25 protein-coding genes are annotated in these 23,643 nt (G+C 57.0%); 9 read left to right on the top strand and 16 right to left on the bottom strand.

The genetic code is table 11. The features are described 5' to 3' along the window. The first annotated feature begins 44 nt into the window (after positions 1 to 44). Positions 45 to 821: a translation initiation factor 3 gene (locus tag C1J03_RS13770; protein ID WP_114887120.1), complete on the top strand. Its 777-nt coding sequence runs from the start codon at positions 45 to 47 to the stop codon at positions 819 to 821. 102 nt (positions 822 to 923) lie between these two features. On the opposite strand, the gene C1J03_RS13765 is transcribed toward C1J03_RS13770, so the two are convergent. From C1J03_RS13765 to cysG, 6 genes are all read right to left on the bottom strand, one after another. Beyond that, positions 924 to 1,772 carry a ferredoxin--NADP reductase gene (locus C1J03_RS13765; protein ID WP_114887119.1) on the bottom strand — a complete coding sequence of 283 codons (849 nt, stop codon included), beginning with the start codon at positions 1,770 to 1,772 and terminating at the stop codon, positions 924 to 926. A gap of 71 nt (positions 1,773 to 1,843) precedes the next feature. Next, positions 1,844 to 2,263 (bottom strand): DUF934 domain-containing protein, encoded by a 420-nt coding sequence (locus C1J03_RS13760; RefSeq protein WP_114887118.1) that lies wholly within the window; start codon positions 2,261 to 2,263, stop codon positions 1,844 to 1,846. 2 nt (positions 2,264 to 2,265) lie between these two features. After that, positions 2,266 to 3,027 (bottom strand): phosphoadenylyl-sulfate reductase, encoded by a 762-nt coding sequence (locus tag C1J03_RS13755; RefSeq protein WP_114887117.1) that lies wholly within the window; start codon positions 3,025 to 3,027, stop codon positions 2,266 to 2,268. Then, the gene (locus C1J03_RS13750) at positions 3,017 to 4,681 is read right to left on the bottom strand and encodes a nitrite/sulfite reductase (RefSeq protein ID WP_114887116.1); all 1,665 of its coding nucleotides are present in this window, start codon (positions 4,679 to 4,681) and stop codon (positions 3,017 to 3,019) included. The genes C1J03_RS13755 and C1J03_RS13750 overlap by 11 nt, the downstream gene beginning before the upstream one ends. Beyond that, the gene (locus C1J03_RS13745; protein WP_114887115.1) at positions 4,681 to 4,977 is read right to left on the bottom strand and encodes a DUF2849 domain-containing protein; all 297 of its coding nucleotides are present in this window, start codon (positions 4,975 to 4,977) and stop codon (positions 4,681 to 4,683) included. The genes C1J03_RS13750 and C1J03_RS13745 overlap by 1 nt, the downstream gene beginning before the upstream one ends. After that, complete coding sequence (cysG, locus tag C1J03_RS13740; RefSeq protein WP_114887114.1) at positions 4,977 to 6,386, bottom strand: siroheme synthase CysG; 1,410 nt, start codon at positions 6,384 to 6,386, stop codon at positions 4,977 to 4,979. Before cysG ends, C1J03_RS13745 begins: the two co-directional genes overlap by 1 nt. Positions 6,387 to 6,527: 141 nt before the next feature. On the opposite strand from cysG, the gene C1J03_RS13735 reads away from it, so the two are divergent. After that, on the top strand, positions 6,528 to 6,989 hold the full coding sequence (locus C1J03_RS13735; protein ID WP_114887113.1) for an Lrp/AsnC family transcriptional regulator: 462 nt from the start codon (positions 6,528 to 6,530) through the stop codon (positions 6,987 to 6,989). Here the strand turns inward: C1J03_RS13735 and C1J03_RS13730 are convergent. Continuing rightward, complete coding sequence (locus C1J03_RS13730; protein WP_114887112.1) at positions 6,986 to 8,167, bottom strand: cytochrome P450; 1,182 nt, start codon at positions 8,165 to 8,167, stop codon at positions 6,986 to 6,988. The genes C1J03_RS13735 and C1J03_RS13730 overlap by 4 nt on opposite strands. Before the next feature lie 60 nt (positions 8,168 to 8,227). On the opposite strand from C1J03_RS13730, the gene C1J03_RS13725 reads away from it, so the two are divergent. The 5 genes from C1J03_RS13725 (at position 8,228) to C1J03_RS13705 (ending at position 14,645) form a co-directional block, all read left to right on the top strand. Then, the gene (locus C1J03_RS13725) at positions 8,228 to 9,994 is read left to right on the top strand and encodes a sensor histidine kinase (RefSeq protein WP_114889006.1); all 1,767 of its coding nucleotides are present in this window, start codon (positions 8,228 to 8,230) and stop codon (positions 9,992 to 9,994) included. Next, complete coding sequence (locus C1J03_RS13720) at positions 9,991 to 11,220, top strand: sigma-54-dependent transcriptional regulator (RefSeq protein WP_114887111.1); 1,230 nt, start codon at positions 9,991 to 9,993, stop codon at positions 11,218 to 11,220. The genes C1J03_RS13725 and C1J03_RS13720 overlap by 4 nt, the downstream gene beginning before the upstream one ends. A gap of 234 nt (positions 11,221 to 11,454) precedes the next feature. Next, on the top strand, positions 11,455 to 12,456 hold the full coding sequence (locus C1J03_RS13715) for a DctP family TRAP transporter solute-binding subunit (protein WP_114887110.1): 1,002 nt from the start codon (positions 11,455 to 11,457) through the stop codon (positions 12,454 to 12,456). Positions 12,457 to 12,535: 79 nt separating this feature from the next. Next, complete coding sequence (locus tag C1J03_RS13710; RefSeq protein WP_114887109.1) at positions 12,536 to 13,264, top strand: TRAP transporter small permease; 729 nt, start codon at positions 12,536 to 12,538, stop codon at positions 13,262 to 13,264. Positions 13,265 to 13,268: 4 nt separating this feature from the next. After that, a complete protein-coding gene (locus C1J03_RS13705; protein WP_114887108.1) occupies positions 13,269 to 14,645 on the top strand; it encodes a TRAP transporter large permease in 1,377 nt (458 codons plus the stop codon). 86 nt (positions 14,646 to 14,731) lie between these two features. Here the strand turns inward: C1J03_RS13705 and tpiA are convergent, their stop codons facing one another. Continuing rightward, complete coding sequence (tpiA, locus tag C1J03_RS13700; RefSeq protein WP_114887107.1) at positions 14,732 to 15,481, bottom strand: triose-phosphate isomerase; 750 nt, start codon at positions 15,479 to 15,481, stop codon at positions 14,732 to 14,734. Between the two features lie 86 nt (positions 15,482 to 15,567). Between tpiA and C1J03_RS13695 the strand changes: the two genes are divergently transcribed. Further along, positions 15,568 to 16,485 (top strand): isopenicillin N synthase family dioxygenase, encoded by a 918-nt coding sequence (locus tag C1J03_RS13695; protein ID WP_114887106.1) that lies wholly within the window; start codon positions 15,568 to 15,570, stop codon positions 16,483 to 16,485. Here C1J03_RS13695 and C1J03_RS13690 read toward each other — a convergent pair. The 8 genes from C1J03_RS13690 to C1J03_RS13655 form a co-directional block, all read right to left on the bottom strand. Next, on the bottom strand, positions 16,482 to 16,826 hold the full coding sequence (locus tag C1J03_RS13690; protein WP_114887105.1) for a HesB/IscA family protein: 345 nt from the start codon (positions 16,824 to 16,826) through the stop codon (positions 16,482 to 16,484). The genes C1J03_RS13695 and C1J03_RS13690 overlap by 4 nt on opposite strands. Positions 16,827 to 16,885: 59 nt before the next feature. Then, positions 16,886 to 17,593 (bottom strand): DUF3307 domain-containing protein, encoded by a 708-nt coding sequence (locus tag C1J03_RS13685; protein WP_114887104.1) that lies wholly within the window; start codon positions 17,591 to 17,593, stop codon positions 16,886 to 16,888. Between the two features lie 65 nt (positions 17,594 to 17,658). Next, positions 17,659 to 18,276 (bottom strand): hypothetical protein, encoded by a 618-nt coding sequence (locus C1J03_RS13680; RefSeq protein WP_114887103.1) that lies wholly within the window; start codon positions 18,274 to 18,276, stop codon positions 17,659 to 17,661. 77 nt (positions 18,277 to 18,353) lie between these two features. Then, the gene (locus tag C1J03_RS13675; RefSeq protein ID WP_114887102.1) at positions 18,354 to 18,716 is read right to left on the bottom strand and encodes an SUF system Fe-S cluster assembly protein; all 363 of its coding nucleotides are present in this window, start codon (positions 18,714 to 18,716) and stop codon (positions 18,354 to 18,356) included. 79 nt (positions 18,717 to 18,795) lie between these two features. Continuing rightward, entirely contained in the window at positions 18,796 to 20,175 is a 1,380-nt protein-coding gene (gene rimK / locus C1J03_RS13670; protein ID WP_114887101.1) for a 30S ribosomal protein S6--L-glutamate ligase, read from the bottom strand. 103 nt (positions 20,176 to 20,278) lie between these two features. Then, entirely contained in the window at positions 20,279 to 21,016 is a 738-nt protein-coding gene (locus C1J03_RS13665) for an aquaporin (protein ID WP_114887100.1), read from the bottom strand. Between the two features lie 94 nt (positions 21,017 to 21,110). Next, a complete protein-coding gene (locus tag C1J03_RS13660) occupies positions 21,111 to 21,386 on the bottom strand; it encodes an NfeD family protein (RefSeq protein ID WP_114887099.1) in 276 nt (91 codons plus the stop codon). Then, positions 21,386 to 22,279, bottom strand: coding sequence for an SPFH domain-containing protein (locus tag C1J03_RS13655; RefSeq protein WP_114887098.1), 894 nt, complete (start codon positions 22,277 to 22,279; stop codon positions 21,386 to 21,388). Before C1J03_RS13655 ends, C1J03_RS13660 begins: the two co-directional genes overlap by 1 nt. 237 nt (positions 22,280 to 22,516) lie before the next feature. On the opposite strand from C1J03_RS13655, the gene tgt reads away from it, so the two are divergent. Continuing rightward, positions 22,517 to 23,641: a tRNA guanosine(34) transglycosylase Tgt gene (gene tgt / locus C1J03_RS13650; RefSeq protein WP_114887097.1), complete on the top strand. Its 1,125-nt coding sequence runs from the start codon at positions 22,517 to 22,519 to the stop codon at positions 23,639 to 23,641. Positions 23,642 to 23,643: the final 2 nt, after the last annotated feature.

Genomic DNA, 23,643 nt, shown 5'->3' with positions numbered 1-23,643 from the left:
CCCGCATTTGGGACTGGCCTTGGATCAAATCAGGGGACTTGAATATGAAGAATGTAATCTGGATCGTTATTGCAGCCATTATCGCAGTAGGCGGCTATATGCTGTATTCTGGTCGGTCAGTGACTGAAATCGCGACGGACGTGAGCGACACAGCAACGAGCGCCACACAAAGCGCAGTGGATGCAACATCAGATGCAGCAGATGCTGTAACGGATGCGGTTGATGGTGCAGCTGACGCGGTTGCCGACACAACTGCCGTTGTCGTCGACGAAGTCACCGAAGCAGCAACAGACGCCGCTGATGCAGTGACAGACGCTGCTGAAGGTGCCGTTGAAGCCACAGGCGATGCGGTTGACGCAGCGACAGAAACTGCTGGCGAAGCCGTTGATGCCGTCACCGACGCAGCCGAAGAAGCAACTGCTGCCGCAACGGATGCCGTAGGCGACGCCGTTGATGCAACTGCAGAAGCAGCCGACACGGCTGTCGACGCTGCTACAGAAACTGCAACGGATGCCGCAGAGGCAACTGCAGACGCAGTTACAGACACCGCTGATGCAGCTACAGACGCCGTAGAATCGACCACCGATGCTGCGACTGACACTGCTGCGGCTGCTGATGTTGCCGAAGAAGGCACCGCCGGCATGGCAGAGCTGCTGACTGTTGATGGGTTTGACATGGATAAAGTCAGCACGATGATCGAAGATTCCGATCTTGATGCTTTGCAGAAAACCACGCTGACCACAGGTCTCGACGCGGCCAAAGACAATCCTGAGCTGCTGTCTGGTATGCTGGATAAAATCCGCGAAGCGATGGGTCTCTGAACCCGACGCACCAGCATTAAGAACAAATAAGCCGCGCTCCAGCATATGGGGCGCGGCTTTTGTGTGTCTGCGTCTTAGGTCTATTACGGTAGGACTATCGCCTTAGCCCACGAATGCTTTCTCGACCACGTAGTGCTGAGGATCGGAATTAGCACCTTCCTCAAGGCCGAATCCCTCAAGGATCTCCTTGATGTCTTTGTTCAGCCCTATGGAGCCGCAGACCATCGCGCGATCCGTCTCAGCCGATATCCCATCAATCCCCAGATCGCGGAATACCGTGCCATCTTGCAGCAACGTCGTGATGCGGCCCATCTTGGGGCTCTGCTCGCGCGTGGTCGTGGGGTAATAGCGTATTTTGGCAAGGTTCTCTGCGCCCAGCAATTCCAGCATCATTTCGTCGGACTGCAGATCCGCGATCAGCTTTTCGCTGTAAGCAAGTTCTGCCACATCGCGACAGGTGTGCGTGATGATGATCTCATCGAAGTTCTCATAGGTCTCCGGCTCGCGCAGCAACGATGCGAACGGCGCAAATCCTGTGCCGGTTGCGAACATCCACAGCCGTTTGCCGGGCAGCAAAGCGTCATGCACCAGCGTTCCAACAGGTTTGGGGCGCAAAATCATCTCATCGCCGGGCTGAATGTGCTGAAGCCTGGAGGTCAGCGGGCCGTCTTGGACCTTGATCGAATAAAACTCCAACTCGTCATCCCACGCAGGTGACGCAATCGAATAGGCGCGCAACAGCGGCTTTTGCTTGCCCGTCTCAGGATGCGGATCGCCCATGAGGCCGATCATCACAAATTCGCCGGAGCGAAACCGCAAAGATGCAGGCCGCGTCACGCGAAACGAAAACAATCGATCCGTCCAATGCGTGACAGAGGTAACGGTCTGCGCATCAGGCAGGGTCGGGACGGGTTTGGAAGTGGTTATGTTCACTGGAGTCGCTTCGGTCATGGGAATATCCGCAAGGCATGCTTGCGGCCTTTGTCTTAAAAGAAGGAAAGGGGTGTGGCAACGGGGGCTGTTCAGGCCATGGCTGTGTCAGACCCGCGCAGGCGCGACTGATAATTATTGTCCTGCCAATCGGCGCGAAAGAGCCACTGATCTTCAGGTTGACGTGTGGCAAGTTCTTGGTTGATCTCAACCTCGTCGAAACCGGATCTCCGCGCCATAGCATATTGATCGGCAATCACATGGCCGCGTGCCCGCAAACGACCCTCAAATCCACGCAGTCGCAGCGCACGTGCGATGGTAAATCCGCGGCCATCAGCAGAGGATGGGAAGTCGACCCGGATCATCTTGAGTGAGGCGGTCAGCACAACCTCTTCGGGGTTTGCATCTGATGCCAGATCCAGTGCGGCGCAATCATTCGCCGCCCCCTGACCGCAATAGCCTTGGGTCCAGTCGTCGCTGGCAAAACCTTTGTCATTTACAATAACGCTCATATTCATGCTCCTGTTCGGGCCATTTTGCCATCGACAAAATGGATGCCACATTCATTTTTTTCGCTTTGACGCCAACGACCTGCGCGGGGATCTTCACCCGGTTTCACCGGTGATGTGCAAGGTGCGCAGCCTAAAGACGGATACCCACGTGCCACCAACGGGTGACGCGGCAGGCGGTTTTCTGCGATGTACTGCGCAACATCTGACGCGGCCCAATGGGCAAGCGGGTTGACCTTGATGCGTGGGGCGGCGTCGCGGGGTGTTTCCACTTCGAAAAACGGCAATTGCGCGCGCGTGCCCGATTGAAACCGTTTGCGTCCGGTGATCCAGCCACCGTACACCTGCAACGCAGCATTTAGCGGCACCGTTTTGCGCAAAGCGCAGCAGGCATCTGTATCGCGCTGGTGCAGGGTCCCGTTTGGGTCGCGTTCCGCACTGTCTTTTGCGCGAATGATCTGCAGGTTGCGCAAGCCCAACCGTTCCGTCAGCTCTTGTTGGTAGACCAACGTTTCCGCAAACAGCATCTCGGTATCGATAAAAATTACCGGCAAATCGCGTTTCACCATCGCCGCGACATGCAGCAAAGCTACTGATTCCGCCCCAAAGCTCGACACCAAGGCCAGCTTTGGGATCGTCTCAACTGCCGCTTGGAGCACATCCGCCGCTGCGTGGTGACGTAGCCGTGCGTTCAGCCCGTGGGCCTGCGCGCTCAGCTCCGCTAGAGCGTCAGATCCACGGGGGAAGGGTGCTGTTTCAGGCCGCATCAGCTTGTGCTTCTGGGTACAGGGCCGCCTTAAACGGGGCAAGGCCCAGGCGACGGTAGGTTTGCAGAAACGTCTCAGATTGCTCAGTGCGCAGGTCAAGATAGGCCAAGACCAACCGCTCGATCGCTGGAATAATCGCATCGGCCGAAAATCCGGGACCTGCACGTTCGCCAATTGCTGCAGCTTCGGTTGCATCGCCACCAAGCGTGATCTGGTAGTTCTCAACCCCCGCACGATCCAGTCCAAGGATGCCGATATGACCCACATGGTGGTGCCCACATGCGTTGATACAGCCCGAGATTTTGATCTTCAGCGGCCCTACGTCATGCTCCAGTTTCAATTCGTCAAAACGGGTAGCGATCTCTTGGGCAATGGGGATCGAGCGAGCCGTTGCCAGCGCGCAATAATCCATACCGGGGCACGCAATGATGTCCGAGATCAGGCCAATGTTTGCCGTCGCCAACCCGAACTCCTTGAGCCGCGCATGCAGTGCAGGCAAGTCGCCCCGGTGGACATGCGGCAGGATCACGTTTTGCTCATGGCTGATGCGCAGCTCATTATGGCCGAACTCCTCGGCCAGGTCCGCCATCACACGCATTTGTTCAGTTGACGCATCGCCCGGCGTTTTCCCGTGTGCTTTCAGAGAGATGGACACAATCGCGTACCCCTGTGCGCGGTGCACCGCGAGGTTCGTATCCGCCCAAGAACGGAATACCGGATCATTGGTATAAGCACTCTCATAGGCTGCGAGCGATTGCGTCTTAAATGTCGGCTTCGCGAAATCCGCTTCGATCCGGCTTAGCATTTGTTGATCGACGCCGGTGAACTGCGGACGAATAAGCGCATAGCGCGCGTCAACGCGGGCCCGAATGTCCTCGATGCCATTTTCATGCACGGTGATCTTGATGCGTGCCTTGTATTTATTGTCGCGCCGTCCCAGCAGGTTATAGACCGAAACGATGGCTTCCAACGTGGGCAGCAGGTCTTCGGCGTCTACAAAATCATAGAGGACCTTGCCAATCATTGGCGTGCGGCCAAGGCCCCCACCAACGATGACTTCAAAACCTTGCACACCGTCGCGCTCTACAATGCGCAGTCCAATATCATGCGCTTTGATCACCGCGCGGTCATGGGCGGCCCCAGAGACGGCAACTTTGAATTTGCGCGGCAGGAACTGGAATTCTGGATGGTCGGTGGACCATTGACGGATTAGCTCCGCAATCGGGCGTGGATCGGCAACCTCATCCGCGGCGGCCCCTGCAAAATGGTCCGCGGTCACGTTGCGGATCGTGTTGCCTGATGTCTGAATGGCATGCATATCAACCTCGGCCAATGCATCAAGCATGTCCGGCACATCGCGCAACTCAGGCCAATTGTACTGAATGTTCTGGCGCGTGGTGAAGTGGCCGTAGCCCTTGTCCCATTTGTCCGCGATGAACGCGAGCTGCCGCATTTGGCCGCCATTCAACGTCCCATAGGGAATCGCAACCCGCAGCATATAGGCGTGCAGTTGCAGATATAGACCGTTCATCAGCCGCAAGGGTTTAAACTCATCCTCGGTCAGCGATCCGTCCACGCGCCGCTCAACCTGAGCGCGGAATTGCGCGTTGCGCGCGGCGATGAATGTGTCGTCAAATTCGGTGTAGCTGTACATTAGAGTGTCTCCTGCTTGCCGTGGATGTAGTTCGACGGACCTTTGGCCCGGAACGCTTCGCGGAAATGAGTGCTAACGGGGGTGCCGCTGCTGGCGTCGACGTTGGCCAAATAGACACCAACGACCTGGTCAGTTTGTGCGGAGGCCTCAATCAAGCGGTCTTCGGCGATGGCTTCGTCGTCAAAAACTTCGGCCTGGGCCAAATCGCGTGTCCAGCCTTGCGCGGTCAGATAGATCACATCGCCTTCAAGCAGCGCGTTGGCGGTGATGACGGATGGGGTGAATGCTTTGGCCATTATGCAAATTCCTCGATGGGGTGGGCAGGGGCGTGAACAGTCGGTGCGACAGCAAGTGCTGCGCGGGGGGCAAGCCCCAGAAAAGTAAGCGCAGGACCGGTCATATCGGCTGCTGCAAGGGCGGCGGGCAGGGCGTCTAGCGTTGTGTCCAGCACCCGTTGATTAGGCCGGCTGGCGTTTTCAATAACCGTGACAGGCGTTTGGCGGTCCGCGCCGTGCATGATCAGACGGCCTTGCACAAAACGGGCAGATTTCTTGCCCATATAGATCGCGGCAACTTCGTCTTTACGCGCCAGGGCGGCCCAATCATGATCGGCAAAGCCTTTCATATCGTGCCCGGTCAGGAACCGAACAGAGGCGTTGCGGCCGCGCTTCGTCAGGCTTTGTCCAATGGCGGCCACAGCCGCAGAGGCCGACGTGATTCCCGGCACGATGTGCCAGCCAATGCCGTGGGCATCGACCGCGTCAATCTCTTCGTCAAGACGCCCGAATACCGTTGCATCACCTGATTTCAAGCGCACGACTTGTGCACCTTTTTCAGCATGCTGAACCAGCAGGTCATTGATGGTTTCTTGCGAGGTGGACGGGCCAAAGCCTTCTTTGCCGACGTCGATCATGACTGCTTCTCGGCGGGCAAGTTCCAGAATTTCGGGTGTAATCAAGCGGTCGTAGATCACCACATCCGCCTCATCCAACGCGCGGCGTGCCTTGAGGGTCAACAATTCAGGATCACCTGGGCCACCGCCAACAAAGGCCACGTGGCCCTCACGAGCGGTCCGGCTTAGATGGTCTTTCAGCAGACCATCAAGTGCAGGCTGCACTGCATTTGTGCCGTCTGCCATGGCGCGGGGGCCTGTGGCGAAATAATAGTCGCGCCAGAAATCTCGGCGCGCGCGGCCAAAGGGCAGGGCATCTGCCATCTTGCGAAACGATTTACCGATCCGGGCGAGAGTGCCAAGCGTGCTGGGCAGGCGCTCCTCCAAGTCCGCTTTGATCGCACGGGCCAACACAGGGGCTGCCCCTTCGGTGCCAATGGCGATCGTCACCGGATCGCGGTCCACAATGGCGGGCGTGATGAATTGGCTGTCGTGCAGATTATCGACCACATTAACCAACGCGCCACTTGCATGGGCAATCGCTGCAGTGCGTGCATCCTCGGTCGCGTCTTCGTCGGCGGCATAAAACAGGCGCGCGCACAGCGCATCACCTTGCTGCATGGCACGCCGGTGCAGGGTTAGGCGGCCTTCGTCTTCCCACGTTTCAATTTCGGGGGCAGGCTTGGATGCAAAAACGCTGATCCGGGCGCGTGTCTTCATCAACAAGCGCAGCTTTGCCAGTGCTGCATCGCCGCCGCCTGACAGAACAATGTGTTGGCCTTGCGTGGCGAGGAAGATTGGAAAATGATCCATGGGGTGGCCCGATCCTTGTTTGACTTACCTCAATATAGGAAATATTCCCGGTATTGCGCCAGATAGCCCCGTAGATAAGGAATTTTGTTCCAATACAGTCGCCGAATGGAACATTTTCGTTGGATTTGAAGGAAAAGTAGAATGGCCGTCCGAATAGATGACACAGACAGGAAAATCTTGGCGGAGCTGCAACGCGATGCCAGCCAATCCCTAGACGATATTGCCCGCGCGGTGGGTTCTTCCAAGACGCCAGTGTGGAATAGGATTCGCAAATTGCGCGAGGCGGAAGTGATCGGTCAGCAGACCGTGGTCTTGGATGCCGAAGCGCTGGGATTTGAGGCGTGTTTCTTTGTTCTTATCCGCACGTCTGAACACGAAGCCGACTGGCAGGCGCGGTTCCTCAAAGCGTTGCAGGACCGTCCCGAAGTGCAAGAAGCGCACCGTCTGGCGGGCGACATCGATTATATCCTCAAGGTCCGGGTGGAAAACGCGCGCGCTTATGATCGCTTTTATCAGGCGCTGATCTCAGAGGTGCGCGTGCACAACGTCACGGCGTTGTTGTCGATGGAGCAAATCAAATCGACCACCATGCTGCCGCTTTAGCCGGTCACCAGCAACCGTTCTAGTTTGTGGAAATGGTAGCTGTCGGCGTAACGCGGCGTCTCGACCAATTGCATCTTTGGCAGGTGATCGAACAACGCGGGTAGGGCGATGTGCAGCTCGAGCCGGGCCAAAGGGGCCCCAACGCAAAAATGCAAACCTCCACCAAAAGCCGCGTGCGGTTTGGCTGGACGCGCGGGATCAAACGCTGCCGGCGCAGGATACGTCGCCGGATCACGGCCCGCAGACCCCAGCATTAACGCAATCTGCGCGCCCTTTTTCAGGGTGACGTCGCCAAGCTGGACGTCTTCGTAGGCATAGCGTGTGAACATATGCAGAGGCGGGTCGAACCGCAGCAATTCTTCGGTTGTGGCTGCAATTGTATCAGGGTCCAGTGCGGCACGGGGCGTGTCCGCTTCAAGCAAACACTTCACCGCATTGCCCAAACTATGCACCGTGGCCTCGTGCCCGGCGTTCAGCAGCAAAATGCAAGTCCCGATCAGTTCTGGAGTGCTCAGGCGTTCGCCACCTTCTTCGGCGGCGATCAGGTGGGTGATCAAATCGTCGCGCGGATCGCTGCGGCGTTTCGCAATGTAGCTCTGCAAAAAATCGGTAAATTCAGCGGCGGCTGTGGCGGCGGCATCCTCAATCGCGCGACTGCGGTTGGCCTGATACATCGCCACCATCGCGTTCGACCATGCCAACAAGTCAGGCGACATTTCTTCGGGGACGCCCAACAATCGCGCGATAATGCGCACAGGGAGTTGCGTGCAGAAATGCGGGATCAAATCGACCTCGCCCTGTGGGAGTGTGGCCAAGAGTTCAGCCGTGACCGCTTCGATGTCAGGGCGCAGCCCCGCAATCGTCCGAGAGGTGAAGGCCCGCAGCACCAGTCCGCGCAGTCGCGTGTGGCTTGGCGGTTCCAACTCAAGCATGGAGTGGCGTTCGACCGCATCAAAGGGGCCAAGGTGCGGGGCCGCCTCTTGGCGCTGGTCGGCTGGTATTTCGCGGCCCAACCGACGGTCGCGCAACAGCGCCTGCACTGTGGCGGCATCAAAGGCAGCCAGCATATTGTAGTCTTGCCAGAACACGACCGGCCCAACATCGCGGGCGTGATCGTAAAACGGATAGGGGTTCTGAATGAATTCAGGATCAAGCGGGGATTGGTGCAGAGTTGTCATAGCGCTCACATGAACGCGCAAGGCTGGTCAACGCAAGGGGGTGTGCATAAAGTTGCCAAGATGAAAAATGCAGCAATCAGTCGCGCCGTTGTGGTGTTGGTGTTTCTTGGGGCCGTGGCGGCAGGGTCGCTCGGTGTCTGGCGCTATGGCACTGATCAGGCGATGGGCCAATTGGCGGCGCGCGGGCAGGCCGATCTGGCGCTGGCCAGCGACCGGTTGGTGGGGCAATTGCAACGCTACCGCGATCTTGCTGTATTGATGGCGGGTCATCCGCAGGTGGATGAAATGCTCCGGCGTGATCCGCAACCTGCCGATATTGCGCTGTTGCAGGAGGTTGCCGATAAATCTGCGGCACTTGATGTGCAGGTGCTTGACCGAGATGGCAAGCTGCGCGCGGCTGCGAATTGGGCGCTCGCCAGTCGCACTGAAGTTGATTTTATCAGCAAACCCTACATTCGCCGGGCGTTGCAAGGCGCGCTTGGGTGGGGCCATGGGCCAAGGAACGCGCAGACCCCGCGGGTGTTTTTTCATGCCTCTCCCATTTTTGACGACGCAGCGCAGGTTAACGGCGTGTTGGTCGTGTCCACCGATCTGAACGGAATTGATTACAGCTGGCGTGGGGCAAATCCGGCGGTGTTCTTTACCGATCCACAGGGCGTTGTCCAAATCTCGAACCGGTCGGAACTCGTTTTTTGGCGCAGACCGCCGGGGGAGCCGGGATTGCAGCCCGCGCAAGGCAAAGCACCTCCGTTTTCATCGAGTATGGAAGGCACACTTGAAATTTGGCAACTGGGCTGGGGCCCATATCTGCCGCGAGAGGCGCTTCACTTGACCCAAGCCTTGCCTGTGATTGGCATGACGGGAGAGGTGTTGCTTGATGTGGCTCCTGCGCGCCGCCTTGCTGCAAGCCAAGCCGCCGCCGTGGCAGCGCTGTGCCTTGCTTTCGGGGCGCTGTTGTTTTTGGCGACGGAGCGGCGGCGCACTCTTGCGCGCGCCAACGCTCAGCTTGAAGAGCGGGTCGCCAGCCGCACAGCCGCCTTGGCCGAGATCAATACCGCTTTGCATCATGAAGCTGCAGTGCGCGAAGAGGCGCAAGCCGCGCTGCGTCGTGCCCAAGACGAGTTGGTGCAGGCCTCAAAGCTGTCGGCCCTTGGGCAAATGAGCGCTGGGATTAGTCACGAGCTGAACCAACCTTTGATGGCGATCCGGTCTTTTTCCGAAAACGCAGTGCAGTTTCTGGAACGTGATAATCCTGCGCGGGCTGCTGAAAACCTGACGCGTATCTCTGACATGGCCCGGCGTATGGCGCGGATTATCAAAAACCTGCGCGCTTTTTCACGACAAGAAAACACACCGCAGGGACATGTTGATCTGGGTGCTGCACTTGATGCCGCGTTTGACCTCACGCGCAGTCACATCGAAGAGGCGGGCGTGACGCTGCAGTATGATCCGGCACCGGGCCCGATCTGGGTGCGCGGCGGCGAGGTCCGGCTTAGTCAGGTGTTCGTGAACCTGATCACCAATGCGGTGGATGCGATGGCCACAAGCGAGATAAAAGTACTGCGGGTGCAGGTGTCGCAGGGCAAAATGTTGACAGTCAATTTTCAGGACACAGGCCCGGGCGTCGAGATGCCGGACAAAATTTTCGACCCGTTCTATACAACAAAAACGGACGGAGAGACCGGGGGGATGGGCCTTGGCCTGTCGATCAGCTATGGCATCGTGCAAAGTTTTGGCGGGCAGATCAAAGGCACCAACTGCGAAGGCGGCGGCGCACTTTTCTCGGTGACGTTGGAGCGCGAGCTTGAACAGGAAGACGCGGCATGAGCACCACAGTATTGTTGGTTGATGATGATGCCGCCGTGCGCGAGGCCTTGGCGCAGACGCTTGAACTGGCGGATCTGACCTGTTTGCCGGCGGCGTCGTTTGTCGTGGCAAAAGACAAGATTACCCCCGACTTTGATGGGGTGATCCTGTCAGATATGCGGATGCCGGGACGCGATGGGTTTCACCTGTTGTCGCACGCCCATGCAGTGGACCCTGATCTGCCGGTGATTTTGCTGACCGGCGAGGGTGACATCCCCATGGCCGTGCAAGCAATGGGGCAGGGTGCCTTTGATTTCCTTGAAAAACCCTGCGCGCCGGCTGACCTGTTGGCGGTGTTAGAGCGTGCGTTGAAAACCCGTGCGTTGGTTTTGGAAAACCGGCGGCTGACGCAACTGGTCGAAACGGGCGATCCGGCGGCCCGGATGATCTTTGGCGCGTCACCTTTGTCGCAAGAACTGCGCGTTCGGGTCCGCCGTCTGGCACAGGCCGAAGCGGATGTGTTGGTCACAGGTGCGGCGGGCACTGGGATTTCCAAGGTTGCCGAAGTGATCCACCTGAGCTCGGCCCGCTCGAAGGCTCCGTTTGTGAAATGCGCTGGCGGCGGGCTGCACCCCAAAGAGCTTGCTGCGGTGTTGGAAGATGCCGACATTGGCTGTTTGTTCATTGACGAAATTGCCCAAATGCCTCCTGCGACTCAGCTTGCATTGATCGAAACACTTGAGGGCGGCACCGCGGCGCGATTGATTGCCGGGACAACGCGTGACTTGAGCGCTGAAGTTGCTGGTGGCCGGTTCAACACCGAGCTTTTCTACCGTCTGGATGGTATGGCGGTACGTATTCCGAGCCTGTCCGAGCGGCCCGAAGACATTCCAATTCTGTTTCAGCAATATGTAATGCAGGCCTCCGAGCAGGCGGGCCTTGCGCCACCCAAGATCAGTTCTGAGCATTTGAACGGCCTGATGGTGCAAGATTGGCCCGGCAATGCACGGTCCCTGATGAGTGCCGCAATGCGCTTTGTGCTTGGTATGCCCGAGGAAATCTCTCACACGACGGAATTGGGCCTGACTGATCAGATGGCTCGGATTGAACGCAGCCTTCTGTCCGCTGCCCTTGGCCGTCACAATGGCAACGCCACAGACACTGCTGAGGCGTTGAAACTGCCGCGCAAAACCTTCTACGACAAACTGGCTCGCTATGGCATCCGCCCCGAAGATTTTCGCCGCTGATCTGTGCGGATTTCCGCACAGGGGCCATTTGCCCTGTGCGGTTTATCGCACATTGGGTCACGGATGGTTTCTGCGGGCACTTAAAATATCACTGCAACGCACTGAAATATAACGCCTTTGGCGATAGTTGTATCGCGTTCATCACAACCTTGCGAGCCCGCCCGCGTTGGTGTTTTCTAAAATAGTACTGTCACAAAATCGGCAGACCCCTTTGATTCTCTGGGAGGAGACACCATGAAAATTCTTACCGCGGCCACAGTGGCCCTAAGCCTTTCTGTCAGCGCCGGTGCCGTCGCAGCGGCCTGTGATGATGGCGAAATCGTCATCAAGTTGAGCCACGTCACCAATACCGACAAGCACCCAAAGGGCATCGCAGCCACTTTGCTGGAGCAGCGCGTGAACGACGAGATGAATGGCAAAGCCTGCATCGAAGTTTTCCCGAACTCGACGCTTTATAACGATGACCAGGTGCTCGAAGCTCTGCTGCAGGGGGATGTTCAACTGGCCGCCCCGTCGCTGTCCAAGTTTGAGCAGTTCACCAAGCAATTCCGTATCTTCGATCTGCCGTTCATGTTCAAAAACATCGACGCTGTAGACGAATTCCAGACCTCCGAAACAGGTCAAGCGATGAAGGAAAGCATGACACGTCGTGGGCTTCTTGGCTTGGCGTTCTGGCACAATGGCATGAAGCAAATGTCTGCCAACACGCCACTGAACTCACCTGCAGACGCAAATGGCCTGAAGTTCCGGGTGCAAAACTCTGAGGTGCTCAAAGCGCAGATGGCGGCAATGGGTGGCTCACCCCAGCCAATGGCGTTCTCCGAAGTTTATGGCGCGCTGCAAACTGGCGTTGTGGACGGTCAGGAAAACACCTGGTCCAACATCTATGGCAAGAAGTTCTTTGAAGTTCAGGACGGTGTCACAGAAACCAACCACGGCATCATCGATTATATGCTCGTGACGTCCACCGACTGGTGGGACAGCCTGCCAGATGACGTCCGCACGCAGCTTGGCACCATCATTGATGAAGTCACCGAGGCGCGTAACTCTGAATCCACCAAAGTGAACGCAGAAGCCAAGCAGGCCATTCTGGACGCCGGCGGCGTTGTACGTGAACTGGATGCAACACAGCGCGAAGAGTGGGTTTCAACGATGAAGCCTGTTTGGGAGCAGTTCATCGGTGACGTTGGCCAAGAAAATGTCGACGCGGCACAGGCGATCAACGCCAAGCACTAAGCGTTAGATTTTTGACATCACTCCTCGCCTGTTTCGGGCGGGGAGTATTTTTTTCGGCACCTTGGGGAGGGGTTGGTTCATGTCGGCGGATCATGACGAGCAGACGCTACTTGGGCGAATTGTCAGCGAAATCGAAGAGACTGCCATTGCGGTGATCCTCGGGCTGATGACCATCATCACCTTTATCAATGTGGTTCTGCGCTATGTGCTGAACTCGGCTTTTGGCCGCAAGGTTGAGGCAATGCTGGGGGTCGATTTTCCCGGTGGTCTGATTTGGGGCCTCGAAGTGGTGACGTTCCTGTTTGCGTGGCTGGTGCTGTTTGGCATGAGCTATGCGGTCAAAGTGACTGCGCATCTGGGCGTAGATGCGATCATCAACCTATTCGCACCGGGCCCGCGTAAAGCGGTAGCCGTTCTTGCAGGGCTGGTCTGTGTAATCTACGCGGCGCTCTTGTTTAAAGGTGCGTGGGATTATTGGGCGCCTTTTGCAGGGCTGGATGCGACGTCTGGCCGTTGGTTCCCCATAGGGTTTGAAAACAGTCGCGATCAGGCATGGTACGAAGTTATCGACATACCGTTTCCAGAATGGCTCCGCTTTATTGAGCCGATCATGAACGAAGGCGAGGCTTACGAGAAGCTGCCGCGTTTCATTCCATATTTCATGCTGCCTTTTGGGGCCTTTCTGCTGCTGCTGCGCTTTGTGCAAGCCACGCTAAAGGTCATGTCGGGCCGCCAAGACAGTCTGATCGTCAGCCATGAGGCAGAAGATGCAGTCGAAGACGTCAAACACTTGAACGCCGAGGGTTAAGACCATGGAAGTTATCGTCCTTTTTACCATGGTTGTCGGCCTGATGCTGATCGGGGTGCCGATTGCGGTGTCGCTTGGCATGTCGTCCATCGTGTTCCTACTTGTGCTCTCAGACACATCGCTTGCGTCCATCGCGCAGACGTTTTTTCAAGCGATGGCCGGGCATTACACGTTGCTGGCCATTCCGTTTTTCATTCTGGCGTCGTCGTTTATGTCGACGGGCGGTGTGGCGCGGCGGATCATCCGGTTTTCCATCGCATTGGTAGGACATTTGCCCGGCGGTCTGGCGATTGCGGGCGTATTCGCGTGTATGATGTTCGCCGCTTTGAGCGGATCCTCACCCGCGACGGTTGTGGCCATCGGATCAATCGTGATCGTGGGCATGCGTGAAGTTGGCTACACCAAGGATTTTGCCGCAGGCGTCATCGCCGTGGCGGGCACGCTTGGCATCTTAATCCCACCGTCCATCGTGATGGTGGTCTATGCCTCTGCCACGGATGTTTCCGTGGGGCGGATGTTTCTAGCGGGGGTGATCCCAGGGCTCATTGCAGGTCTCATGCTGATGCTGACGATCTACATCATCGCTCGGGTCCGCGACCTTCCCAAAGGCGACTGGAAAGGCTGGGGCGAAGTGCGCCGCAGCGGGATCGAAGCAGGCTGGGGCCTTTTTCTGATCGTGATCATCTTGGGCGGTATTTATGGGGGCATTTTCACGCCAACCGAGGCTGCGGCCGTTGCTGCGATCTATGCGTTCTTTATCGCCACATTCGTCTACCGCGATATGGGGCCGTTGCACGTGAAAGGCGACGCGCCGAACATTCCATTCATGAAAAAGCCGATGGCGTTGGTCACCGTATTTTTCCACCGCGACACGCGCGATACCCTGTTCGAGGCGGGCAAGCTGACGGTGACGTTGATGTTCATCATCGCCAATGCGTTGATCCTAAAGCACGTACTGACTGACGAACAAATTCCGCAGCAGATTTCAGCAGCTATGCTGAGTGCGGGCTTTGGCCCAGTGATCTTCTTGGTGATTGTGAACGTCATCTTGCTGATTGGTGGGCAGTTCATGGAGCCGTCGGGCTTGTTGGTGATTGTCGCGCCGCTGGTATTTCCAATTGCGATCGAGCTGGGGATCGATCCCATTCACCTTGGTATCATCATGGTGGTCAACATGGAGATCGGGATGATCACACCGCCTGTGGGGCTCAATCTGTTTGTGACCTCAGGGGTGGCGAACATGCCGATGATGCGAGTTGTGCGGGCGGCACTGCCATTCCTCGCGGTGCTCTTTGTGTTCCTGATTATGGTGACCTACATCCCGATCCTGTCGACATGGCTACCGACGCTGATGATGGGCCCCGAGATCATAACCAAATAGAGCAGGCCCTGAAAAAGGGTCTGCACGACACATGGCATAAAAAGAGGGCGGTAGGATCAAACACCTACCGCCTTTTTCTATGTCGGTCAGGACGCGGCGAGGGCCGCGATGATGGGGGCGAAATCGGACGCCTTCAAAGAGGCACCGCCAACTAGCGCGCCATCCACATTCTCCGCCTCAAAGATGGTGGCGGCATTGTCGGGTTTGACCGATCCGCCATAAAGCAGGGAAAACCTATTGCCGATTTCAGCGCCAAAGCGAGTGACAAGGCCGGCGCGAATAAAGTCATGCACTTCGACGATCTGCTCAAGCGTTGGCACCTTGCCGGTTCCAATCGCCCAGATCGGTTCATATGCGATGACGCAATTGGCACCTGTGGCTGCGTCGGGCAGGGAGCCTGCCAGCTGAGCTGCGATGACTTCAAGTGTGGTGCCTGCCTCTCGGACCGCGCCACTTTCGCCGATGCACAAAATCGCGGTCAGGCCTGCGCCCCAAACCTGTTGGGCCTTAGCGTTCACATCTGCGTCGCTTTCTGCATGCGCGTCGCGGCGCTCTGAATGGCCGATGATGACGTATCCCGCCCCAGTATCTGCGACCATTGAGGCCGAAATATCGCCGGTATAGGCCCCGCTGGCTTGCATGTGGCAATCTTGGGCACCAATCGAAACGCCAGTCCCTGCACAGGCCTCTGCGCTGGCAATGAGCAGCGTCGCAGGGGGGCAAATCACCACATTAGGGGCGTTCGCAGGGATCTGACCTGCAAGGGTGGCAAGCTCCGAGAGAGCCGTAGTGGTTCCGTTCATCTTCCAGTTGCCAGCAGCAATTTTACGTCTCATGAAGCGCTTTCCCGATTGATTTCACTGGCGTTAGCATCCCATACGGGGCTCGGAAACGTAAGGCTACGGACGAAAATGAGGGCGATATGATACCAAAAATCGATTTGGCACGGCTGATCGCAGCAGATCCAGACGCCCTTGCCGCCATGCGTGAAGCCGCCACAGATATCGGTTTTGCCACGGTTTATCACACGCCCCTTGGTGCTGACCGCGTAAACGAGGCAATTGGGCTATACCGCGCGTTCTTTAACCTGCCGGAAGCCGAAAAGCGCGCCTATGATATGGCATTAACTGGGTCCAACCGCGGCTGGGGCGCGACAGGCTCTGAGCAGGTCGATCCAAACTCAAACCCTGACTATAAGCAGTTCTTTGACAGTGGATTTACTCTGCCCGAGGGTGATCCGCGCCTGAAGATGCGCGTCTATGCCCCCAATCGTTGGCCAGAGCACCCGACAGGTTTCCAAGCTGGGATCAGCCGATATTACGACGATGCGCGCCGCTTGGCGCTGGATGTCTTGCGCGGAGTAGCGCAGTCCATTGATGCGCCGCGCGATGTATTTGACGCGGCATTTGAGACGCCGATGGCGCTAATGCGCGGTAATTACTACCCTCAGCGGCCTGCAGGCGCTGGCGCCAAGGACTTTGGTATCGCGACCCATACGGATTATGGGTGTCTGACGCTGCTGGCGACAGATGGCGTGCCAGGCTTGGAGGTGCGCAAGCGCAGTGGCGGATGGATCCCTGTGCGCGCAGAGCCGGGCACGTTTATCATCAATTTCGGTGAAATGATGGAGCTGTGGAGCGATGGTGTCGTGCGCGCAACGCCGCACCGTGTGGTCGGGGGGCAAGATGAGCGCATATCAATTCCGTTGTTTTTCAACCCGTCCCACGATACGAATGTTGCCCCAATGGGGTCAGGTCAGGTGATGCTGGCGGGCGAACACCTTGAGCGGCGGTTCAATGAAACCTACGTACACCTCAAGACCAACGAGACCCGAGATTAGCCGAATTTGATGGATTCGCCGCAGCCGCAAGCTTCGGTCACATTGGGATTGCGGAACTTGAATCCGGACTCGAGCAGCGATGTCTCGTAATCGATCTCAGTGCCAAATAGGAACATCTGCGCCATAGGGGCAATCATGACGCGTGCGCCGTCCTGTTCGACCACTTCGTCGTTAGGGTCGGTGTCGGTGACATATTCCATGGTATATTCCATACCCGCACAGCCGCCTTTTTTAATGCCGATGCGCAAACCTGAATGTCCCGCTGACTGCATCAGCTTGGAGATTTGGCTAGCGGCCTTAGGCGTGATGGTCACAGCTTGCTTGCCGGGGATGCCGAACATGGATGTGTCTCCTTTGCGCATAAGATAGGGGGGCGGTGTGGCAATCTCAAGGCCCAGCGCTAATAGCCCAGACGAAATAACGTGCTGGTCGCGATAAGAGAGACGGCAAGCGCCCAACCAAATGAAGCCAGCGTGCCGATGATAACATATTCGCTGATCTTCTGGTCCTTGGACACGGTGTCAAACCGTAGGATCGACTTTGCAGCGATCAGAAAACCAATGCCGGCTGGCTCCCCTATAAGGATCATAAGATATATCAACCCGCGTTCCATCAATCCGATGATACGGCCTGCGTTTTCAAGCCCTTGGGGCTGTGCGGCAACTTTGTAGCGCGCCATCAGATATCCAACTGCCGGACCACCTGCCATGCTGGCCGCGATCAACCCGCTGATCATAAGGCTTAGTTTAATGCCATCGGGCGGCAGCAGCGGCCACAGGCCTGTGAGCGCGCTATTTGGCACCCACAATGCCACACCAAGCAAGATCGCGATATGTGCGGCCTGATCGGTGAGGTAGGTGCGCAGACTGTCTGGCGCGAAGTAAACCTTGATCGCGTCGATCGCGATATGGCTGGCGGCAATTGCGAGGCTCAACCACATGGCCCCACCCGAGAATAACGCCGTTAGGACAAAGACATGGATGCCGTGCATCAACAAAGCCGCAGGGCGCTTCTTGTTTAGCACCATGCCCGTGGTCTGGAATACGAAATCAGCCAGCATATGGGCGGTGAGGAGGGCTATGAAAAGCTCGGTTGTGGCGAGGGTCATCAATGGGCCTTTCGTCTGCCTTAGGTGGCACGCAGCCTATTTTGGCTGCTTTTGGTTGATGCAGCCTATTTTGGCTGCTTTTCACTCTCTAAAAGCTCAAACACTTCATACAGCGCAGTGATACCTGCCGCCTCTGCTTGTTTTTGTGCTGTCTGGCGCGTGGTGCCCAGAAGATCGGCCACAGCCGCCTGTGAGGGTGCTTGTGGCGGCAGAAGGCCCAGTACGACTTCGGCCTGTCGTGCCGTCCAGCCTGCAACAACCCTGTCCGCCAAGGGCAAAGCCACGCGCAGGGCAAGCGGGCCAGTCGGCGCAGCCATCCGCGCGGTACGTTTCATGTGATCCAGTGCATGGCCTGAAGTGACAAAAGCCTCGCCCTCGGCCCCATTCAGCGCTCCGTTTCCAAGCTTGCCTGCGCCAAGTCCGATGCCGATGCGGGTATCATACCCTTTGCCTTGGCTGCGGACTGACGCGCGCAAAGCCAAGGCTGCTCGGAACGTAAATTCCGGTGCCAGCGCCATCTGCCAGCCATCACCACGATACCGTGCAAAAGGGGCAGGGCCGTCTTGCCAACCTGCGATGTCTCGCGCGGTCTGGTCAAGCCGCGCAAAGATTGCGTCCAACGCCTGCGAAGACAAGTCGGTTGATTTGACGATATCGCCGGTGAAAACAGTCCATTGAGCCATAGCGGCAATGTTGCAGGAACCGTCAGCTGGCGCAAGAACGCCAAAGGGCCTGAGCCGCTAAACCTAACAAGCGTGGCTTACATGAAACCCAATTCGAGCCGCGCTTCGTCAGACATCATGTCCATGCCCCACGGTGGCTCCCAGATAAGCTCAACATAAACCGTCTTAACGCCGGGCAAAGGTTCGACTGCATCGGCAACCCAACCAGGCATTTCACCCGCCACAGGACAACCTGGCGCGGTCAGCGACATCTTGATGTTAACTTCGTTTTCGGCGTTGATGTCGATCGTGTAGATCAACCCAAGTTCGAAAATATTCACAGGAATTTCAGGGTCATAGACGGAACGGCATGCATCTGCCACCTGCTCATACATCGGATGATCAGTGGAGGAGGGTGCAATCAGTGGGGTTCCCTCAAGCGGTAGTGTGGTGTCGGTCATGCGCTCTTCATCCTATTAGCTTACTAATTATATAGGGATTGGCCCGGCCCACGTCCAGAGGGGCAATGGCTACATCTTGTCACTTGCGTTTGCGGCGGGTCGGCTGCGGCTTTACCCGTGCCTCAATCTCATCATAAAGCAGTCCGGCAATGTCTTTGTTGGTGGATTTCTCAATCCCCTCCAACCCCGGAGAGGAATTGACCTCAAGCACCTTTGGCCCGGTTTCAGAGCGCAAAAGATCAACGCCCGACAGCCCCAAATTAAAGGCACGCGCCGCGCGAACGGCCGTGTCGCGTTCCTGTTTGGAGATACGCACAACCTTGGCCGATCCGCCCCGGTGCAGGTTGGAGCGAAAATCGCCATCCGCCCCGGTGCGCTTCATGGCGGCAACAACTTTGCCTGCAACGACCAGACAGCGAATATCCTCGCCTGCGGCTTCTTTCACAAAATCCTGCACCAGAAAATTGGCTTTTAGCCCCCGAAACGCGTCAATCACGCTTTCTGCGGCCTTTTTGGTTTCTGCCAGCACGACGCCCTTGCCTTGGGTCGATTCCAGCAGTTTCACAATCATCGGCGCCGTCCCCACAAGGCCCATCAGGTTTGATGTATCCTTAGGCGATGCGGCAAAGGCAGTTGTTGGCATCCCGATCTTTTTGGCAGCAAGAACCTGATGAGCATGCAGTTTATCGCGGCTGGCCATGATCCCAGCTGAGCCATTAACGCAATAGGTCCCGATCGTCTCGAACTGGCGGATCACTGCGCAGCCATAGGGCGTGATTGATGCGCCGATACGCGGAATGACGGCATCATAGCGGGGCAGGCGGGCGCCATCATAATAGACCTCGGGGGCCATGGCATTGATGGCCATGTAGCAACGCGTGGTGTCGATGACTTCGACCGTGTGACCGCGGGCTTCGCCGACATCTACCAGACGGTTGGTGGAATAATTGGCCTCTCGGCTAAGCACCGCGATACGCAGCGCTCGCTGAGGCGCAGTGCGCCGCAGGTTGGCAGTGTGATAAGCGTCATAGCTCAGCACGGGTTGCATCATTTTTTCGGTGGGCGAGATGCTGATGTGATCGCCAAGCGCCTGACGGCCCAGCAACATTCGGCTTTGCATGGTGCTGCGGTCGCTGAGGGTCACTTCGATGGGCCAGTTTTGGCCCCCAACATCCAGTGAGGTGGAAATAACATAGCGCAGTTCCGCTTCGCCATTTGATGATGTCACTTCGCGCCGGTCCACAATGGCCGCAGAGCAGGTGATCGAAACGTCGCGGTTGCCCGCAATCGGATGAACATTAAAGCGAACTTTGGGTTTTGCTGCTGGTCCAAAGACTTCAATGTCGTTGGCATATAGCGCGGAGGTGCGGGCCCCAGTGTCGATCTTGGCCTTGAGTGCGGGCAACCCCAATTCAGGCAACGCCACCCATTCTTCCCAGCCGAATGTGAGATCTTCCATGGCCTGTTGCCCCTTCTTCACTGTTTACAAAGAGGTAGCAGGGCTGAGTTTGGACCTCAAGGCGGCCGCCAAAACCTTGGCAGTGACCGCCTTGAGGAATGTTTTAGTCAGCTGCGACGATGCGTACCTTGTGCAGCAAGCCACCAATGGCACCACCGATCAGCGGTGCAACGATGAAGAGCCACAACTGGCTCATTGCCGTGCCGCCCACCAACAACGCTGGCCCAATGGAGCGCGCTGGGTTCACAGATGTGCCCGTCAACGTAATACCCACAAGGTGGATCATCGTCAGTGTCAGACCGATTACCAAGCCCGCCATGATGGGAGAGCCCTTGTCCGAAGTAACGCCAAGGATGACGACCAAGAACACAGCTGTCGCGATCACTTCAAAGAGGAAGGCGGAGATCATGAAGAATTCGGCACCATAACCCGGACCCCAACCATTCTGGCCCAACCCATTGGCTGCAACATCGTAACCGCCGACCGAGTTGGTCGCGATAACGTAGATGACAATAGCCGCGACGATAGCGCCGATGGTCTGAAAGATAGCGTAGCCAATGAAATCAGTGACTGACATGCGGCCTGCGACCAGCACACCAAAGGAAACGGCGGGGTTCAAATGCGCCCCGGAGATCGGGCCGATGGAATAGGCCATTGCGACAACCGAGATCCCGAAAGCGAGGGCGATGCCAGTGACTGAAATTGGGACATCGATGCCCATACCGCCGCCCGCAAGGACAGCAGCGCCGACACCGAAGAAGACGAGGACAAAAGTGCCGATGGCTTCGGCGATATATTTTTTCATGAGTTCAATTTTCCGTATTGTGACAAGGATGCGCATTCATCTGTACCGCAACTGGTACATCAGCCAATATCAAATTCGAAAAAATGGGAGAAAATGTTCGGCCTTCCCCGTTAGCGAGGAAGGAACACGCCTAGTTGTCGTTGATATCGTGGGTCACAACCCGTGCACCGCTGGATTGGCGGCGAAACACCATCCGCAGCACAACCCACGCAATCAGCGATAAACCCGCGAACACGGCCAATAGTGCTGGCACATTGGTAACGCTTAACACGCCAACCAGCACCGCCACAGCCAAGGCCCCAAGCGCGAATCCTAAAAAAATCGTGCCCGGTACCAGCAACTCGATCACACCGAGACCCAGCGAAATACACAGCCAAACCCACCAGATTGTCAGAAAACTCTCCATTACCCGCGGCCTTTAAGCAGTTTGAACGCGTCGCCAAACGCAGAAAGCGCCTCTGCGGGGACAATGACTGTCTGACTGCCATCGCTCTTGCCCATCGCGCTAAACGCCTCAACCTGCTTGAGCGCGATCTGGTATTGTGCGGCCTCCAGCCCGTTTTCATTGATCGCAGTGGCGACCACTTGGGTGGCATAAGCTTCGGCGTCAGCCAACACACGGCGCGCTTTGGCCGTCTGTTGAGACGCGTAAAGCTCCGCATCCGCAGAAAGCTCAACAGCGCGTTTGGACCCTTCGGCCTCCGTCACTTGGGCGCGGCGGGCACGCTCGGCATTCAGTTGCTGCATCATTGCTGCACGCGTGGCGGCATCAAGATTCACGTCGAGGATCTCAGCGCGGGTGACTTCGATGCCCCAGTTATCAACGGCATCCTCAACCGAAGCCTTGATCGTGTCGATCAAAGAATCCCGGTTTGATTGTACCTCGTCCAGGTCCATCTTGCCGATCTCGGCGCGCACGATCCCGGTAACAGTGGTCGAAATCGCGCTGTCCACATCGCGAATACGGTAGACGGTCTTTTCGGGTTCGATAATGCGGTAAAATACAGACGTATCGACCTGCACCAACACGTTGTCGCGGGTAATTGCGTCCTGGCTTGCTGTTGGCAGCTGACGCTCAAGGATCGAGATCTTATGGGCAATTTTGTCGATAAAGGGCACGATCATATTGATCCCTGGTCCAAGCACCGCGCGCAATCTGCCAAAACGTTCGATCACATGCTTCTCAGACTGCGGAACGATTTTGACCGATTTGAATACCAAAACGACGAAAAGCAGCGCCAGAAGCAAAAAAACCAAGTTGTTTTGCAGCGCATCTAATAGAAATTGTTCGAAATCCAAACCCGTTACTCCTTACACAGTGTTGGTGCTAATGTGGGGAGGGAACAGGGGAAATGCAAGGTTGTTGGGCGTTGAAACGTTCAGCTTTTGCTCCATCTGACATTGTTGAAAACCCACGCAAAAGAGTTGGTTCGGTGGGCAATTTGGCGGGGCCTTGCCGAAAGAAACCACCACACGTGGCTTGAGGCGCGGGTCCTTGCGCGCTATGCGGCGGTCATGCGATAGGAGCAACGCACCATGAGTTTCGGCTTTGAGATCACAGCCACAGATGGCAAGGCCCGCACCGGGGCAATTTCCACCACGCGGGGCGATATCCGCACGCCAGCGTTTATGCCAGTGGGCACGGCCGCGACCGTCAAGGCGATGATGCCTGACAGCGTGGCAGCGACAGGGGCCGATATCTTGTTGGGCAACACCTATCATTTGATGCTGCGCCCCACGGCAGAACGGATTGCGTCCCTTGGGGGGTTGCACAAATTCATGAACTGGTCCGGTCCGATCTTGACCGACAGCGGTGGCTTTCAGGTGATGAGCCTTGCTGATCTGCGCAAGCTGACAGAGCGCGGCGTGACCTTCAAAAGCCACATCGACGGGTCCAAACACGAAATCACGCCTGAGCGCTCAATGGAAATTCAAGCGCTTTTGGGTTCTGACATCGTGATGTGTTTCGACGAATGCCCAGCACTCCCTGCGGACCGCGCGCGCATCAATGAGAGCATGCAGCTGTCGATGCGGTGGGCGGCACGTTCAAAAGAAGCATTTGGCGACCGGCCGGGCCATGCGCTCTTTGGGATCCAGCAAGGTGGGTTGGAAAGAGACCTGCGCGGTGAAAGTGCAGAGGCTTTGGCGTCGATTGGCTTTGACGGCTACGCAGTTGGCGGATTGGCCGTGGGCGAAGGGCAAGAAGCGATGTTTGATTGCCTCGATTACGCGCCCGATCAATTGCCCCAAGACAAGCCGAGGTACTTGATGGGCGTGGGGAAACCTGATGACATCGTGGGTGCTGTTGCACGCGGGATCGACATGATGGATTGCGTGCTGCCCTCCCGTTCGGGGCGCACAGGTCAGGTGTTTACCCGGCGCGGTGTGCTGAACATCAAAAACGCGCGCCACATGGATGATCCGCGTCCCTTGGACGAGGCCTGCACATGCCCTGCGTGCAGCAATTACTCGCGCGCCTATCTGCACCACGTTTTTCGCAGCCAAGAGATCATCAGTTCCATGCTGCTGACGTGGCATAATTTGCACTACTATCAGGACCTAATGGCGGGCATGCGCGAAGCGATTGCTGCTGGGTCTTTCACAACGTGGCAGTCAGAGTTCCACGCTACCCGTGTGCAAGGCGATATTGATCCGCTTTAATG

The sequence above is a fragment of the Sulfitobacter sp. SK012 genome (assembly GCF_003352085.1).
Classification (GTDB): domain Bacteria; phylum Pseudomonadota; class Alphaproteobacteria; order Rhodobacterales; family Rhodobacteraceae; genus Sulfitobacter.
The sequence above is the reverse complement of the archived record's forward strand: the minus strand, read 5'-3'. Positions and strand labels throughout refer to the sequence as shown.